Annotated in this window: 15 protein-coding genes; 9 read left to right on the top strand and 6 right to left on the bottom strand. The window is 61.6% G+C overall.

Annotation, left to right across the window (positions count from 1 at the left end):
* Both ACOVQ0_RS17510 and ACOVQ0_RS17505 read right to left on the bottom strand, forming a co-directional pair.
* Positions 1-80: GapR family DNA-binding domain-containing protein (locus ACOVQ0_RS17510; RefSeq protein WP_421887410.1), on the bottom strand; the 80-nt coding region annotated here is incomplete at its 3' end.
* 107 nt (positions 81-187) lie between these two features.
* Positions 188-526, bottom strand: a complete 339-nt coding sequence (locus tag ACOVQ0_RS17505; RefSeq protein ID WP_421887399.1) for a DUF1244 domain-containing protein — start codon at positions 524-526, stop codon at positions 188-190.
* An 86-nt stretch (positions 527-612) separates the two neighbouring features.
* Between ACOVQ0_RS17505 and pyk the strand changes: the two genes are divergently transcribed.
* A complete protein-coding gene (gene pyk / locus ACOVQ0_RS17500) occupies positions 613-2052 on the top strand; it encodes a pyruvate kinase (protein WP_421887406.1) in 1440 nt (479 codons plus the stop codon).
* On the opposite strand, the gene ACOVQ0_RS17495 is transcribed toward pyk, so the two are convergent.
* Entirely contained in the window at positions 2043-3338 is a 1296-nt protein-coding gene (locus ACOVQ0_RS17495; RefSeq protein ID WP_421887397.1) for a GGDEF domain-containing protein, read from the bottom strand. The two genes, pyk and ACOVQ0_RS17495, sit on opposite strands and share 10 nt — an antisense overlap.
* Before the next feature lie 126 nt (positions 3339-3464).
* Positions 3465-4130: a YggS family pyridoxal phosphate-dependent enzyme gene (locus ACOVQ0_RS17490; protein WP_421887395.1), complete on the bottom strand. Its 666-nt coding sequence runs from the start codon at positions 4128-4130 to the stop codon at positions 3465-3467.
* A gap of 37 nt (positions 4131-4167) precedes the next feature.
* Here ACOVQ0_RS17490 and ACOVQ0_RS17485 point away from each other — a divergent pair, with 37 nt between their 5' ends.
* The 3 genes from ACOVQ0_RS17485 to ACOVQ0_RS17475 all read left to right on the top strand — a co-directional run bounded on the left by ACOVQ0_RS17485 (position 4168) and on the right by ACOVQ0_RS17475 (position 9029).
* Positions 4168-4707 (top strand): thiamine phosphate synthase, encoded by a 540-nt coding sequence (locus ACOVQ0_RS17485; RefSeq protein WP_421887392.1) that lies wholly within the window; start codon positions 4168-4170, stop codon positions 4705-4707.
* Positions 4708-4793: 86 nt separating this feature from the next.
* Positions 4794-7193 (top strand): DNA translocase FtsK 4TM domain-containing protein, encoded by a 2400-nt coding sequence (locus ACOVQ0_RS17480; protein ID WP_421887389.1) that lies wholly within the window; start codon positions 4794-4796, stop codon positions 7191-7193.
* A 165-nt stretch (positions 7194-7358) separates the two neighbouring features.
* A complete protein-coding gene (locus ACOVQ0_RS17475) occupies positions 7359-9029 on the top strand; it encodes a diguanylate cyclase (protein WP_421887386.1) in 1671 nt (556 codons plus the stop codon).
* Between the two features lie 4 nt (positions 9030-9033).
* Here ACOVQ0_RS17475 and ACOVQ0_RS17470 read toward each other — a convergent pair whose 3' ends face one another.
* The gene (locus ACOVQ0_RS17470; protein ID WP_421887382.1) at positions 9034-9429 is read right to left on the bottom strand and encodes an acyl-CoA thioesterase; all 396 of its coding nucleotides are present in this window, start codon (positions 9427-9429) and stop codon (positions 9034-9036) included.
* Positions 9426-11501, bottom strand: a complete 2076-nt coding sequence (locus ACOVQ0_RS17465) for a S9 family peptidase (RefSeq protein ID WP_421887379.1) — start codon at positions 11499-11501, stop codon at positions 9426-9428. Before ACOVQ0_RS17465 ends, ACOVQ0_RS17470 begins: the two co-directional genes overlap by 4 nt.
* Before the next feature lie 61 nt (positions 11502-11562).
* Between ACOVQ0_RS17465 and ACOVQ0_RS17460 the strand changes: the two genes are divergently transcribed.
* From ACOVQ0_RS17460 to ACOVQ0_RS17440, 5 genes are all read left to right on the top strand, one after another.
* Positions 11563-13362, top strand: coding sequence for an aminopeptidase P family protein (locus ACOVQ0_RS17460; protein WP_421887404.1), 1800 nt, complete (start codon positions 11563-11565; stop codon positions 13360-13362).
* A gap of 59 nt (positions 13363-13421) precedes the next feature.
* Complete coding sequence (locus ACOVQ0_RS17455) at positions 13422-13790, top strand: VOC family protein (protein ID WP_421887376.1); 369 nt, start codon at positions 13422-13424, stop codon at positions 13788-13790.
* Positions 13791-14012: 222 nt separating this feature from the next.
* Positions 14013-14657, top strand: a complete 645-nt coding sequence (locus ACOVQ0_RS17450; RefSeq protein WP_421887373.1) for an EF-hand domain-containing protein — start codon at positions 14013-14015, stop codon at positions 14655-14657.
* 5 nt (positions 14658-14662) lie between these two features.
* Positions 14663-15400, top strand: coding sequence for a response regulator (locus tag ACOVQ0_RS17445; protein ID WP_421887371.1), 738 nt, complete (start codon positions 14663-14665; stop codon positions 15398-15400).
* A gap of 5 nt (positions 15401-15405) precedes the next feature.
* Positions 15406-16800, top strand: a complete 1395-nt coding sequence (locus tag ACOVQ0_RS17440; RefSeq protein ID WP_421887369.1) for a sensor histidine kinase — start codon at positions 15406-15408, stop codon at positions 16798-16800.
* The last annotated feature ends 97 nt before the right edge of the window (positions 16801-16897 follow it).

Below are 16897 nucleotides of genomic sequence, written 5' to 3'. Positions count from 1 at the left end.
CCGATGCCCTTCTTTTCCTCTTCGAGGCGTTCGATGCGCTCGATCAGGAGGCGCAGGCGGTCGTCAGCGGAATCGGCCATCGGGGAAGTCTCCGGGTAAACTGGTGAATCGGTTGGCGCGGCTGATAGACGCAGGCTTGGATTCGGGCAAAGTGAGGCTGTGGAAATCTAGGGCCAGAACGGCCGGATCAGTGGGAGCCGCCGTTTTTCTTCAGGCTTTCCTCCATGCGCGCCATTTGTTCGGGCGTTGCTTCGGTCTGGTAGGCTGCCTTCCATGCATCGAACGGCATCCCGTGAATCACGGCGCGGGCAGCGGCTTTGTCGCCCTCGAAGCCTGCATCGCGAATCCAGTCCGACAGGCAGTTGCGGCAAAAACCGGCAAGGCCCATCAGATCGATGTTTTCGGCATCGTGGCGCTTTTGCAGGTGTTTCACCAACCGGCGGAAGGCAGCCGCAGCGACATCATCGGGCAGGCTATCGATTGCATTCGTATCCACTGTAATCGTCCTTGGGTTTTCAAATGGCATGGGCCATAGCGCGCCTTGATAAATGCGTCGGGCGATATTCATACAGGAGTACCAGTGCCGTGGCCAAGCTTGATCCTCGCTCCAGCATGGTATTGGGTCGCAAGGTAAAGATCCTTGCGACAGTCGGCCCGGCAAGCCGCGATCCCGAAATGCTGGAAAAGCTCTATCGTGCCGGGGCCGATGCCTTTCGCGTGAACATGAGCCACGGCGACCATGCCACCCATGCCGAAACCATCGCCAATATCCGCGCGCTGGAAAAGAAGGTGAACCGTCCGATCACGGTGCTGTGCGATCTGCAGGGGCCGAAGCTGCGTGTTGGCACGTTCAAGGATGGGCGCGCCGTGATCCGCCATTCGGGACACTTCACGCTGGATCGCAATCCGGAACCGGGTGACGAAACGCGCGTGTGCCTGCCACACCCCGAACTGTTCGGCATCCTGCAAAAGGGCCAGCGCCTGCTGATTGACGATGGCAAGCTGCGGCTGCGCGTGATCCGCGCCGATCAGGACGAGATCCTGTGCTCTGCCGAAGTCGGTGGCGTGATCTCTGACCGGAAGGGCGTGAACGTGCCCGATGCAGTGGTGCCGGTGCCCGCATTGACCGACAAGGACCGCCGCGACCTTTCCTTCGCGGTGGAGAACGGTGCAGACTGGATCGCGCTTTCTTTCGTGCAACGTCCCGAAGACGTGGCAGAAGCGCGGCGGCTGATGGGCGGTTATGGATCGCTGATGGCCAAGATCGAGAAGCCGGCAGCGATTTCGCGTCTGGAAGAGATCATCGAACTTTCAGATGGCATCATGGTTGCCCGCGGTGATCTGGGTGTCGAACTGAACCCGGAAGAAGTGCCGCCGCTGCAGAAGCGGATTGTCGAAAGCGCGCGGCGTCAGGGCAAGCCGGTGGTCGTGGCCACACAGATGCTCGAATCCATGATCGAAGCACCGACGCCGACCCGCGCCGAAGTCTCCGACGTGGCCAACGCTGTATATGATGGCGCGGACGCGGTAATGCTTTCGGCAGAGACGGCGGCTGGTGCATGGCCGGAAGAAGCGGTTACGATCATGCACCGCATCGCTGCGCAGGTTGAGGCCGATCCCGGTTATCATGCGCGCGTTCACTTCATCGAAACCCTGCCCGATCCGACCACGGCAGACGCGCTGGCACAAGCAGCGGCAAGCATTGCCGATACGCTGCCCATCGCAGGGATTATCGTTTTCACCGGATCGGGATCGACCGCACGCCGTGTGGCGCGGGAGCGTCCTTCGGTGCCGATGCTTGTGCTCACGCCTTCACAGAAGACTGCCCGCAAGGTTGGTCTGCTGTGGGGCACTTACGCTGTCAGCACCAAGGACATTGGCAGCTTCGAGGAAATGATCGCCAAGGGCAAGCGCATGGCATTGCGTCATGGTTTTGGCGCAGCCGGAGCCAAGCTGGTGGCGCTGGCCGGCGTCCCCTTCGGCACGCCGGGGGCAACCAATCTGCTCCACGTCGTCACTCTGACCGGCAATGAACTGGACCGCTATAGCTGACGGGACTTTATCGTCGTCAGCCTTGGCGCATCGCGTCCTGCGCGTTTTTCCGAGGCGACGATCCGGTTCTTGCCAGCTTTCTTGGCAGCATAGAGTGCAGCGTCGGCGATCGGCAGTACGTCGGTTGCCGACGTTGCCGTTTCGGGGACCGTGGCGACGCCGAGTGAAGCGCTGATCGCGCATTCGTGGCTTGCGCTCAGCGATTCGATGCGGTCGCGCAGGGCTTCAGCCTTTTCCATCGCATCTTCCAAAGAGCAGTCTGGAAGGATCGCGACAAGTTCTTCGCCGCCATAGCGACAAACGACGTCGGTAGGGCGCAGGGCGCCTACGATCTGGGCGGCAACATCGCGGAGCACGGCATCGCCCTTGGCGTGGCCATGTTCGTCGTTCAGCTTCTTGAAGTTGTCGAGATCGAGCATCACCACTGCCGTGCTTCCACCGGTGCGCGAACCGAGGGAAACGAACCGTTCCAGTGCGTCTTCCATGTAGCGGCGGTTATACAGCCCGGTCAGCGGATCGCGCAGCGATTGCGTGCGCAATTTTTCGCGCAGGGCGATGTTCGACAGCGCAAGCGACATCGAATCTGCCAGCGCCCGGCCCAGACGCCGAATGTCCATCAAGCGGTCGAATGCGCCTTCGGCTTCAGGGTGGGCGATGATCAGCAACCCGTGGACCTGCCCGCAAGCCATCATCGGCAGTTCCACACTCGCCACCTGCGAGGCGTGGTGCGCGCAGCACAACGTGGCATCACCCGGTGCATTGATGTGTGGTTTGCCGCGCTTCAGCGTCCAGCAATTGGATGGCGAGAGGACTTCGGGCGCGATGTAATCATCGGGCATGTCCCACGCGCGCGCCAGATCAAGCCGATCGCGCGAATTGTTGAACACGAGCAGTGCGGCGCCATAGCCTGGCAGCAGACGCCGCGCCGTGGCCATCAGCACGGCGCTGGCATCGTCGTATGTCTCTGCTGCCTGCAGCATATCGGTCATCGCGAACAGTTCCTGGATCTGCTCGCGTGAATCGCGCGTTTCCCGATACTGTTGCTGCTGGCGTGCGCGGATCGACATCGCGATGCGGCGCAGAACCATTTGCAGCACGAAAACGCAGGTCAGGCCCAATGCGGCAACGGCAGCAAGCTGATCGTGATGTTCTTCGTCGAAGAACAGCATCAGCATGACCGCGACAAGTACGACAGCCTGGCCGATCATCGCGCCGATGTGGGTGCGATCAAGCATGGCATCGTCGGCGCGCAGCCGTCTTTGTTCAGGTTGTGGCACGTCTGCCATTGCGATTCGTTCTCCCGGGATGCCGTGATTGTTAGGACATGGACCGGGCACGACCGATTAAACCCGACAGCAGTAGAATGCCGTTTGGCAAAGAGTCCTGAAATTAACGTTAAGTCGGTATATTTTTCAGCGATTTCCAAACAGCGCTGAGCCGACGCGGATATGCGTGGCGCCGAGCTGGATGGCCGTTTCGAAATCGTCGCTCATCCCCATCGACAGCGCGTCAAGACCGTGATCGTCGGCCAGCTTGTCGAGCAGGGCGAAGAACGGCGCGGGTTCGATGTTTGCTGGTGGCACGCACATGAGGCCGATCACCTCGATCCCGGCGGCACGCGCCTGATCGAGCAGCGCGGGCAGTTCGGCCACGGTGCAGCCGCCCTTCTGTTCTTCAGCACCGATATTGACCTGCACAAAGCACGGCACTTTGCGACCCAGCTTGTCCTGTGCTTTGCCCAGCGCGGCGATCAGGCTGGCGCGGTCGAGCGAGTGAATGTAATCGAACAGCGCCAGCGCATCTTCGGCTTTGTTCGATTGGAGCTGGCCAACCAGATGCAACGAAACGTCGGGATAGGCAGCGCGGATCGCAGGCCATTTCTCCTGCGCTTCCTGCACGCGGTTCTCACCGAACACGCGCTGGCCCTGTGCGATAAGATCGAGAATGGCCTCGGCAGGCTTGGTCTTCGAAACCGCGACGAGCGTGATCTGATCGGGCTTGCGCCCGGCGATGCGCGCTGCACCTGCCATGCGGCTGCGGACGATTTCGAGCGGTGATGAAGGGACTGCCTGTTCCATGCGCCGGTGCTATAGCGCGCCGATGGGAAAGCGCCAGATGATCAGCAAGCGGGATGTGCCGCGTTGCATAGTGCTGACAGATGCGCGCAATGATTCCGGGCTGGCGCGGGCCATCATGAGGTTGCCGCGCGGCAGCGCTGTTGTTTTCCGGCACTATCATCTGAATCAGGATGCGCGCCGCGAACGCTTTATGCGTCTTCGCAAGCTGGCGGAGGGGCGCGGGGTGCTGATGATCGGCGCACAGGTTCCGTCCGGGTGGCGGGCAAACGGGATCTATGGTTCGGCGAAGGACATTGCAGGAATGGCTGGCCTGCGGCTGGCGACAGCACACTCTTTGAGGGAAATCGGCATGGCTATGCGTGCAGGTGCGCACGCGGTTCTGCTCTCGCCCGTTTTCGCTACCCGTTCACATCCTGGTGCGAAAGTGCTGGGGGCGGTGCGGTTCCTCATGCTCGCGTGGCAATCGCCTTTGCCAGTAATCGCGCTTGGCGGGATGACGGCGGCGCGGGCGCGGCGGTTGCCAGTGCATGGCTGGGCAGCGATCGATGGCTTCGTTCCCGGCGCGGCAAAGCGCTGATTCACCGCATTTCCTGTCGGGATTCTTGACGGTGAGTCCCCAACGGGCGCATTATGGCAATAGCAAGGGCAGGGATACACGAAGACATGGCAAGCCGGGCAGGACCTTCCGCACGCACGAGCGGCGCTGACTGGCGCGCCGTGCTGCGCCGTTCGGTGCGCCGCAGTTTCGAACTGATCGGCGGCGGAGTGCTGGCAGGAGCGATGCTGTTCCTCACGCTGGCGCTGATCAGCTACACCCAGACCGATCCTTCGGGCAGCACCGCATCCGGCAGTCCGGTAGAGAACTGGATGGGTTTGGCCGGAGCTTGGGCGGCAGAGCGGGTACTTCTGTTCTTCGGCCTGCCGGGCGCGCTTCTGCTGCCTTTGCTGTGGGTTTTTGCGCGGCGGCTGTGGGAAGCCGAGAGCGATTTCATCGATGCCGATGAGGATGAAGATCTGGTTGCTGAACCGCGCTGGTGGCGGCCCACGCTGCTGCTGTTCGTGGCGATGGCGCTTCTGGGCACCGCGCTGGCGCTATGGGGGGCGAGTTCGGCAAGCCGTCTGCCTGCCGGGCCAGGCGGGATGTCGGGCCTGCTGGGGGCGGCGGCGATCACCGCACTGGCAGATCTGGTGCCCCAAGTATCGCGCGCATGGCTGACTGTGCCGGTCGGGTTGGCGGCGCTGGCAGGCGGTATGGCGATTGCGAGCCGGATATTCGCGCTGGACTGGGGACGGATGCTGTCGCTGCCGCCGTTCCTGCGTCGTGCATCATCTGGAAGCAGAGTGCGGGCAGAGCGACTGATCGACGAGGACACTGCCGTCGCTCCTGCCCAAAAGCGCGAGCGGCGTGAGAAGGAAGCGCGCGCGACTGCCGAAGAGATCGACGTTGAAGACGTTCTGGCTCCGCGCAAGCCCACCGAAATCAGTGATTCTACCCGTGCGCCGGTCGTTGCAGCTGCGCAGCCCAAGGCGCGGCAGGGTGATTTGTTCGACAAATACGAACTGCCTTCGATCGAACTGCTGGTAGAAGCTGCGGCGGGGTCGACCCAAAAGGTCGACAAGCTGGCGCTGGAGCGTAACGCCCGCCTGCTTGAAAACGTCCTCGACGATTTCAACGTGAAGGGCGAAATCACCGCCGTGCGCACCGGCCCGGTGGTGACGATGTACGAGCTCGAACCGGCGCCCGGCATAAAGGCGAGCCGCGTGATCGGCCTGGCCGACGACATCGCCCGCAACATGAGCGCGATCTCTGCGCGCGTCTCGGCCATTCCCGGGCGCACCGTCATGGGCATCGAACTGCCCAACGCCATCCGCGACATGGTATCTTTCCGCGAACTGATTGCGTGCGAGAAGTTCGCCAGCTCCAAGGCCCTTCTGCCGATCATTCTGGGCAAGGACATTGCCGGCGAACCGATCGTGGCCGACCTTGCCACGATGCCTCACCTGCTGGTGGCTGGCACGACCGGTTCGGGCAAGTCGGTGGGGCTTAACTGTATCCTGCTGTCGCTTCTGTACCGTTTGACCCCCGCTCAGTGCCGCCTGATCCTTGTCGATCCCAAGGTGCTGGAACTCAAATCTTACGACGATATCCCGCATCTGCTTTCGCCCGTGGTGACCGAACCGGCCAAGGCCGTGCGCGCGCTGAAGTGGGCGGTCGAGGAGATGGAGCGGCGCTATCGGCAGATGTCGTCCATCGGCGTACGCAACATCTCGGGCTTCAACGACAAGGTGCGTGCCGCACAGGCCAAGAGCAAGCCGTTGGGGCGCAGAATTCAGGTGGGCTTCGATCCCGATACGGGCGAAGAACTGTTCGAAGAGCAGCAGCTCGATTACGAAGTGCTGCCGCAGATCGTGGTCATCGTCGACGAACTGGCGGACCTTATGGTGACGGTCGGCAAGGAAATCGAAGTATTGATCCAGCGACTTTCCCAAAAGAGCCGCGCCGCAGGCATCCACCTGATCATGGCAACGCAGCGACCTTCGGTCGACGTGATCACCGGCGTGATCAAGGCCAACCTGCCAACCCGCATCTCGTTTGCCGTGACCAGCAGAATCGACAGCCGCACCATTCTGGGCGAGCAGGGCGCCGAGCAACTGCTGGGCAAAGGCGATATGCTCTACAAGCCAAACACCGATCCGATCAAACGTGTCCACGGTCCTTTCGTGAGCGACGAGGAAGTCGAGAAGGTGGCCGATCACTGGCGCGGGCAGGGCAGCCCCGAATACGTTGATTCGGTTACGGAAGAGCCGGAAGATGGTGGCTTCGGTTTTGACGATATCGATAGTGCTTCCGACAATCCCGAAGACCGCAAGTATCGGCAAGTCTGCCAGTTGGTGTTCGAAAGCCAGAAGGCGAGCGCAAGCTGGATCCAGCGCCAGATGGGCGTTGGCTATAACACGGCGTCGAAATGGATCGAGCGGATGGAAGCCGACGGCCTCGTCGGGCCAGCCAACCATGTCGGGCGGCGCGAGATCTATCGAGACAAGGACGGCAACGTGCTTTGATTGCGTTCATGAATATCAGATGTGAATTGTGAACAGAATTTATACTGAACTCATCACCTGCTTTATCTGTTCTTGTTGCACCGCATTAACCGGCTTCTAAGCAAGCTGCGCTAAGCGGACACGATGTTTCGTGGACTGGCTCGATTTCTGGCTTTTGTCCTGTTGATGTCGTTCGGCAGCGTTGCCGCGACAGCAGCGGCAGAAGTCGTGCCGGTTTCGCGCAAATGTCATGCCGATGCGCAGGCCAGCGAATCGTGGGGGCAAGTGGCCCGTCAACAGGAGCGCTGGCGTTGCGACGGCAAGGGATGGACGCTTTTCGCCGACGTGGTGATGATCCGGTTCGATCTGCCCGACAGTTCTGATCGGGTGCTGCCACAAAGTCTGACCACGCATACCGGTAATTTCGAACGAATCGATGTGGGTGTGATCGACCGTGATGGTGCCTCGCACTGGACGTCTCACTGGCCAGGCGACGTGCGGCACTTGCCCACTGGGCCTTACATGACGATTCCCGTGCCGGGCGTCACCGCCGATACGGCACAGATCGCGGTGCAGGTGGTGCGGCCCTGGGGCAAAACGACGCTGGCCGAAATGCGGCTTGATCCTTTTACCGATGGCAGCGGATGGCCCTTGCAACTGATCGTGGCAATGGCTGCCACGTGCGGCATGTTGCTTGTGCCGCTGCTGATCAACACGGCGTTCTATTCGGTCCTGCCTGAACGCTATGTGATCTGGCATCTCATCATGGTTTCGGCCATGCTGGTTCAGGCCGCCTTTGGTACAGGTTTTGCCCACCTGCTGTTCCAGCCGGAGATAGAATGGGAATGGCAGGCATCGAACCTTGCGTTTTCGTCGATGGCGGGGGCAGCGCTGCTGTTTGCCATCCATTTCATCGAACGCGATTGTCTCCATCTCCGCGTGCGCAAGCTTGCTTCGTCGCTGGCGCCAGTCATGTGGGTCGTGGGGTTCGTCAGCAGCATCCCTGCCGAAGCGGTAAGGCCGTGGTCTTCCGCCGCGATGCACCTGTCGGTGGCAGTCACGATTGCCGCGCTGCTGGTGATGATGGGCAATGCCTACCGCAACAGAAGCCGTGCCGTTCGCTTTCTGATTCTGGGCTGGACGCCGCTCATGGCGATCGGGACATGGCGCATTCTTGCCTATGTGGTGCCCACGATCCAGCCGACCCAGGCGATTCTCCCCTACCAGTTGTCCCTGGCGTTCGAAGTGCTGGTTACCGCACTCGGCATCGTCAGCCGCTTTATGGAGGTCCGTCAGGAGCGCGATGAGGCAACTGCGCGCGCGCTGGAGCTCGAAGGCATGGCAGACCGCGATCCCCTCACCGGACTACGCAACCGCCGCACCATCGAAACGCATTTCGAGGAACTGTTCCGGCGTGGGTTCCGCACGATGGCAGTGATCGATCTGGATCATTTCAAGGCAGTGAACGATACGCACGGCCATGCCACCGGGGACATGGTACTTTGCGCCGTCGCACTGGCTTTGGCCGATGATCGCGATACCCGCGCGATTCGTATGGGGGGTGAGGAGTTCCTGCTGCTGTTGCGCGGCCACGATGCCGCTGCGCGTGCCGAACGCTGCCGCCGCGCGATAACCACGCGCATCACCAGCGAAGTGCCGGGGCTTGAGCGCGTGGTGACCGCCAGCATGGGGCTGGTCGAACACGATCTGCGCGGCAACCTGCAGATCGATTTCGTCTCGCTCTACGCACGCTGCGACCAGCTGCTCTATGAGGCCAAGCGCCTTGGTCGGAACCGCACAATGCGCGAAAAGGTGACCGGATTTCAGCCTGCAGCAACGCTTTCCGAGGTGGCCTGAACGGTCAGGGCAGGAACGGGGCAGCGACATCGCCGGGCACGCGCAGGATACGGCCCGATGCGCGGTCGATGATTGCCCACGTGGTTTTCGCGCTGACGATGACCTTGCCCGCCGCGTTGCGAAAATCGACGCGACGATCAAACCTTGCGCCCGTTGGCGGTTCGGGAATGAATGTCTCGGCGGTAACGCTTTCGCCTTCGGAAATGTTGCCGCGATAGTCGATCTCGTGCCGCGTCACGACCCAGATGTAGGCAGCCTGATGCTCTGCCGAAGCCACTGTACCCCAGTGTGCGGTGGCCATGTCCTGAATCCAGCCCACCCACACCGCGTTGTTGACGTGGCCGAGTTCATCGATGTGCTCTGGCCCTGCGGTGAAGGTGAGGGTGTGGCGGTTGCTCAAGGTTCCACACCCAACTGCCACAGGATAAACGCGAACTCTTCCGCTGTCTCCTTCAGGCTCTCGAACCGGCCCGACTTGCCGCCGTGGCCTGCGCCCATGTTCGTCTTGAGGATCAACTCGTTGTCGTCTGTCTTCACCTCACGCAGGCGGGCGACCCACTTGGCCGGCTCCCAATAGGTTACGCGCGGATCGTTCAAGCCCGCCGTCACCATCAGCGGTGGGTAACCTTGTGCGCGCACCTGATCATAGGGAGAATACGATTGGATCAGTTCGAACGCGGCCTTGTCCTCAATCGGGTTGCCCCATTCGGGCCATTCGCCGGGCGTGAGCGGAAGTTCCTCGTCGAGCATGGTGTTCAGCACATCGACGAAGGGAACATGCGCCACGACCGCGCCCCACAGATCGGGGTCGGAATTGATAACCGCACCCATCAGTTCGCCGCCTGCCGAACCGCCGGAAATGCTGATCTTGCCTGCCTGTGTAAAGCCGCGCTCGATCAGGCCTTTGGCCACATCGACGAAGTCGTTGAAGGTGTTGGTCCGCGATTCCAGCTTGCCAGCCTTGTACCACGCCCGGCCAAGGTCATCGCCGCCCCGGATGTGGGCGATGGCATAGGCAAAGCCCCGGTCGACAAGGCTGAGGCGCGTTGTCGAGAAACCCGGCCCGATGGCGAGGCCATAAGCGCCATATCCATAGAGATGCAGCGGCCCGCCTTCTGCGCGATCCCTGCGCCAGACCACGCTGACCGGCACCATCGTGCCATCGCGTGCCGCGATTTCGAGCCGCGCAGTTTCATAGAGCGAGGCATCATAGCCGCATGGGATTTCCTGCACTTTCAGCAGCGTCAGGCTCTGCGTCGCCACATCGTAGTCATAGACTGAAGCCGGGCTGACCATTGATTCATACCCGACGCGCAGCACGCTCATGTCCCATTCGGGATTGTCGCCCAGAGACGCTTCATAACTGGCTTCGGGGAAGGCAATCGGTTCGATGCGTGCTGGATCGTCGTAATAACGCACCTCGATCCGATCTAACCCACGCACCCGGCCTTCTACCACGTAGAAGTTGCGGAACAGATCGAACCCCGTGAGGTAGAAGTCGTCCGTGCCCTCGATCAGGGTTGTCCAGTTGCCCGGATCGGAAAGCGGCGCGGTGGCAAGGCGGAAGTTTTCGTGCGTGTCATTGGCGTGGATGAACAGCACGCCGTCGCGTTCATCGACATCGTATTCAACGCCCTTCTGCCGGGCCTTTACCAGCAGAGGTTCTGCCAGCGGATTGTCGGCGGGGACAAGGCGCACTTCGCCCGTCTCGTGATCGCCGGTCGAGATGATCAGCCACTGTTCGTTGGCCGAAAGCGCTGCGCCAACGCGAAAGCCCTCATCATCCTCATGATAGAGTTCGACATCGTTTTCCAGCGGTTGTCCGATCCAGTGCAGGCGCGCATTATCGGTCCGCCAGTTCTCGTTGGCCAGTGAATAGACAAGGCCAGCGTCGTCCTTGACCCAGATCAGGCCGGACAGCGTGCCCGGAATTTCGTCCGCCAACACTTCGCCCGTGGCGATGATCTTGATCCGCGCGGTGAAACGCTCCGATCCATTGTCATCGACCGACCACGCCAGCCTGGTCCCGTCTTTCGACACGGCAATTGCGCCAAGGCGGAAGTAGTCCTTGCCCTCGGCCAGCGCCACTTCATCGAGGATCAGTTCGTCGGCGCTGCCGTCCTCCGGCGCGCCCACGGGCCTGCGCCACCATTTCTTGTATTCCGCGCCTTCCTCGAACTCGATCCAGTAAAGCCAATCACCGTCCTTCTGGGGAACCGATTTGTCGGCTTCCTTGATGCGCCCGCGCATCTCCTTGAACAGTGCGTCGATCACCGGCTGCCGTTCGGCCATGCGGCTTTCAAACCATGCGTTTTCCGCTTCGAGGTGAGACAGGACCGCCTTGTCGGTAACCTCCGGGTAGCCCGGATCGCGCAGCCACGCATAGTCGTCGGTAACGGTCAGGCCGTGGTGCGAGAAGGTGTGGGGCTGTTTGGCGGCGACAGGAGGTGTGGCAATGCTCATCCCCTGCATCTATGTTGCGCACATGATGCCCGCAAGTCGGGCCGCCAGATTCAGGACCAATCCCATGCTGATGCACACACATGAAGCCCGCCTCGATGCCTTGCGCAAGCAATTGGCGAAGGACGGGCTGGATGGCTTCGTCATCCCGATTTCCGATGAGCACATGAGCGAATATGTCGGTGCCTATGCCCAAAGGCTTCAATGGTTGACCGGCTTTGGCGGATCGGCGGGCACGGCGGTCGTGCTGGCCGATCAGGCTGCGATCTTCGTCGACGGGCGCTATACCCTGCAAGTGCGCGATCAGGTGGACGGCGCGTTGTGGTCCTACCAGTCGGTCCCGCAGACGAGCGTTGCCGCATGGCTGGGCGAACATGCACCAAAGGGTGCGTCCATCGGCTATGATGCATGGCTCCACTCGGAAGGCTGGGCCGAAGCTGTCGGTGCGGCGCTGGACAGGCGTGATGCGGCGCTGGTGCCGGTCAAGGCAAACCCGGTCGATGCGGTGTGGTCTGATCAGCCTGCGCCTTCGCTTGCTCCGGCTGTGCCCCATGCGGATGACCATGCCGGCCAATCCGCGCATGAAAAGCGCGCTGCGGTGGCAGAATGGCTCAATGCCAACGGTTATGACGCGGCGGTGATCTCAGCGCTGGATTCGGTGGCGTGGCTGCTCAACATTCGTGGGGCCGATGTGGATCGGACGCCGGTGGCGCTATCCTATGTCATTGCCAATGCCGATGGCACGGCGGATCTGTTCATCGCGCCTGAAAAGGTCACCCCTGATCTGACGGCGCATCTTGGCAACGCGGTGCGGGTGCATCCACGTGATCATTTTGTCGAAGGTCTGGCCCGGCTGACAGGGCGCAAGGTCGCCGTCGATCCAGAGCGGGCGGTCGCCGCGATTTTCCACGCGCTGCACGGCGCCGGAGCGGAGGCAGTGGCAGTGACCGATCCGGTCGTCCTGCCAAAGGCCATCAAGAATCCCGTTGAGCAGGCGGGCCACCGCGCCGCGCAGGCGCGCGACGGCGCGGCGATCGCGCGCTTCCTGCGCTGGGTAGATGTCGAAGCACCGAAGGGCGCTGTGACCGAGCTTTCCGCGGCGGAGCGCTTGCAGGCCTTCCGCGCTGAAACCGGCCTGCTGCGCGATCTTTCGTTCGACACCATATCGGGCGCAGGGCCGAACGGTGCTGTGGTCCATTACCGGGTGAGCGAGGAAACGAGTCGCACGCTTGAACCGAACAGCGTCTATCTGGTCGATTCAGGTGGGCAGTATCTTGATGGCACGACCGATATCACCCGGACCGTATGGGTGGGGCCGGATGCACCGCCTGCGCAAGTGAAGGACCGTTTCACCCGCGTGCTGAAAGGTCACATCGCGCTGGCCCGCGCGGTCTTCCCCAAAGGCACGGCGGGCAGCCAGTTGGACAGCTTTGCGCGCCAGTTCCTTTGGGCAGCGGGCCTCGATTATGCGCACGGTACAGGACACGGCGTGGGCAGCTTCCTTGCCGTCCACGAAGGCCCGCAACGCATCGCCAAGGCCAGCGGCGGGCAGGCGGGCACCGGGCAGGAACTGCTTCCGGGCATGATCCTCTCGAACGAGCCGGGCTATTACAAGACCGGCGAATACGGCATCCGCATCGAAAATCTGGTGCTGGTGGAACGGCGCGATATCGCTGGGGCCAAAGGTGAATTCTACGGCTTCGAAACGCTGACCTTTGCCCCGATCGCGCGCGATCTGGTTGATGTTGCGCTGCTTTCTGGCGATGAACTGGGCTGGCTCAACGCCTATCATGCCCGCGTGCGCGATATCTTGGCACCGCAATTGTCCGGCGATGAACTGGCATGGCTGGAAGCAGCTTGCGCCCCCTTGTGAGTGACGTATTGTTCACGTATTGTTCCAATCATCGAATCGCAGATTGAAGGAGGATTGTCATGATCGGATATGTCACCGTCGGGACCAATGATCTCGAACGCGGTGCAAAGTTCTATGATGCGATTGCCGCTGAAATGGGCGTCGCACGCATGATGGAATGGGATGGCGCGATTGCCTGGGGGGCGCCGGGCGGCGGCGCGGGCATCGGTTTGACCAAGCCATTCGATGGCAATTCTGCGTCTGTGGGCAACGGTGTGATGATCGCGCTTGAAGCGAAGGACAAGGAGCAGGTGGACCGGCTTCATGCAGTCGCGCTGGCCAATGGCGGCACCTGCGAAGGCCCTCCGGGACCGCGTGGCGATACTTTCTATGCCGCTTATTTCCGCGATCTCGATGGCAACAAGCTCAATGCTTTCGTGATGGGATGATCAGGCTGCTTGCGCCGTGATGAACACCTCTCGGGCGGCGCGACAAATTGCGACAATAAACCCGCCACTTCGGCATAGTCGCGCGACAAGGTGCGCCTAGATAGGTGTCACAGGAACTGCGGTCGTCCACGCTCAGTCCCCTGGGCAAGGCTTCCCTCCCCCTCTCCTTGCCAGTGGGTGGCCGCAGTTTCCTGACCCCTTTTCTGCTCACGGAGCACCGCAATGAAAAAATTCCATATAGCTGCCTCAGCCGCCGTCATGGCGACTGCTTCGGTAGCGCTCTATGCCGCAACGCCGGCAATGGCCCAGAAGGCCGACGTTGATGGCGACAAGACCATTACCTGGGCCGAGATGAAGACCAAGGCCGATGCGATGTGGGTCAAGCTGGACGTCAACAAGGACGGCAAGCTCGACAATGCTGACCGCGCGGCCAAGATGGGCGTGATGTTCGACAAGATCGACACCGACAAGAATGGTGCGATCAGCCGCGAAGAATTTGTCGCTCATCACACCGCCATGAAGGCTCCGCAGAAGGCGGCTCCCGCAGCGATGGCTGGCGGCGCTGAAGGAAAGCGCGAAGGCTGGAAAGGCCGTGGCAAGGGCCGCATGGGGCATCACGCCATGATGGGCGGCGCCATGCAGATGGCCAAGATGGCCGATACCAACAAGGACGGCGCAGTTTCGCGCGCCGAATACGACGCTGCTGTGAAGATGCATTTCGACATGGCCGATGCGAACAAGGACGGCAAGATCACGCCCGACGAACGCCGCGCCGCGATGACAAAGATGATGGGCAAGATGCGTGGCCCGATGGGTGGACACGGTGCAATGGGTGATGGACCTCCGCCGCCGCCTCCGGCAAACTGAACGTCATGAACGAAGCGCCGATCCGCATACTCCTGGTGGATGACGAACCCGCGCTGCGCGAACCCCTGGCGGACTATCTGGTCCGACAGGGGTTTGTCGTAACGCAGGCCGGCACCGCCGCCGAGGCTCGTAGCCGCCTGCTTGAGGCAGGATGCGATCTCGTCCTGCTCGACATCATGATGCCGGGGGAGGACGGGCTTTCGCTCTGCCGCCATCTGGTTGAAGCCAAACGGCTGCCGGTTATCTTCATCACCGCCAAGGGTGAATCCACCGACCGTATCGTCGGGCTGGAAATCGGTGCGGACGATTACGTGGTGAAGCCGTTCGATCCGCGTGAACTGGTGGCGCGCATCCGTTCGGTCCTGCGCCGCGCGACCAAGCAGTCGAGCGAAGTTTCGGACGCGGTGATCTATGAATTCGAAGGGTGGCGGCTCGATCCGCTCAAGCGCCGCCTGATTGATCGCGAAGGTGCGGTCGTCGCTATTTCCTCGGCGGAATTTCGCCTGTTGCTGGCCTTTCTCGATCATCCCCGACAGGTGCTGGATCGTGATCGCCTGCTCGATATGGTTCAGGGTCGCGAAGCGCATCTGTTCGATCGCGCGGTGGACAACCAGATATCGCGCCTGCGCCGCAAGGTTGAGGTCGACAGTCGCAACCCGCAATTGATCCAGACCGTATGGGGCGGCGGTTACATGCTGGCTACCGAAGTGCGCAAACGCCCTGCAACCGGCGAGGAAAGCTGATCCGCATGGAAGGCTTCCGTCTCTGGCCGCGCAGCCTGCAGGGGCAGGTCCTGCTCGCCATTGCGCTGGCGCTACTGGTCGCGCAGACCATTTCGGCCACGCTGATCTGGCGTGAACAGAAGCATCGACGGGAAATGTCGATGGTCAGTTCCGCCGCGTTCCGGCTGATCGGACCGACGCCTGAAGAGCGGCGTCGCAGCCGCCATGACCGGGAAGACCGGCCACCCTCGGTATTCCGCATCGAACACACCACCCAGCCACTACATGGTCCGAACGAAAAACGTCTGCCAAGGGTGGAACGCGAACTGGCCGAAGTGCTTAGCGCGCAGGGTGTGGACGCGGCGCAAGTCGTGGTTTTCGAACGCGATCCGATGAAGGACGGTCCCAGCCTTGAATTCTGGGAGCGCAATCGCCGCAAGCTGCAACTCGTCTCGAACGAGCCTATGCCAAGGCTGGTAATCGCATCTATCGAGAACCGCACCGGCGGCTGGACATCGACGCGCGTGTTTACCGATGGCGGTGAAATGCATGTGCTTGCGCCGTTGGTCGGGCAGACGATTGTCTTGTATCTTGTGCTTGTGGGCGCGATGGCGCTGATCCTGCGCCGCATGGCGCGCCCACTCAAGGCGCTCACCCGGCGGGTCGAAGACTTTGCCGGAAACCGTGCCATCGAAGGGCAATTGCAGCCTGAAGGGCCTGAGGACATCCGCGGTTTGATCGTGGCGCACAATGCGATGGAGGCGCGCATTGCCGCCATGCTCAATGAAAAGGACGTGATGCTCGGCGCGATCGGACATGATCTCAAGACGCCTCTGGCGGCACTCAGAGTGCGCATAGAGGCCGTTGAGGACGACACAGAGCGCGGTCGGATGGCCGCCACGATCGAGGACATCAATCGCTCACTCGACGATATCCTTTCGCTGGCGCGAGTCGGTAGGCCAACCGATCCTGTCGAACCGACCGAGCTTTCAGCCCTTGTCGCAGACGTGATCGGTGAGTTCGAGGATATGGGCGAGCCGGTGGAACTGGGTGAAACCGATCGCGTGGTTCTGCCCGTGCGCGCCACGTGGATGCGGCGCGCGCTGCGCAATCTGGTGTCCAATGCCATGCGGTATGGCGAGCGCGCGCGTGTTTCGTTGCGCCGTGAGGGGCGCATGGCCGTGTTGCGGATCGAAGATGATGGTCCGGGCATTCCAGATGGTGAGATCATGCGCATGATGGAGCCGTTCACGCGCCTTGATGCGTCGCGAAACAGCAGCACCGGTGGCAGTGGCCTTGGCTTGACTCTCGCCCGTGCAATTGCCGATCAGCATGGCGGAACTTTGACGCTGGCAAATCGGCGCAACGCGCATGGGCAGGTGGCAGGCCTCATTGCGACGATCCACTTGCCGATACAGTAGCCAGTTCTGAGTCAACGACGTTCATCGGTTGTGCAGGGCGTTTGGTCGAAAGGATTCGCGGGGGGGCATGACCGGTTGCTAGTGCAACCATTCTTGC

This window comes from Novosphingobium sp. (assembly GCF_049240505.1).
Lineage (GTDB): Bacteria > Pseudomonadota > Alphaproteobacteria > Sphingomonadales > Sphingomonadaceae > Novosphingobium.
Note: the sequence above shows the minus strand (reverse complement) of the source record. Positions and strands in the feature narration are given on the sequence as shown.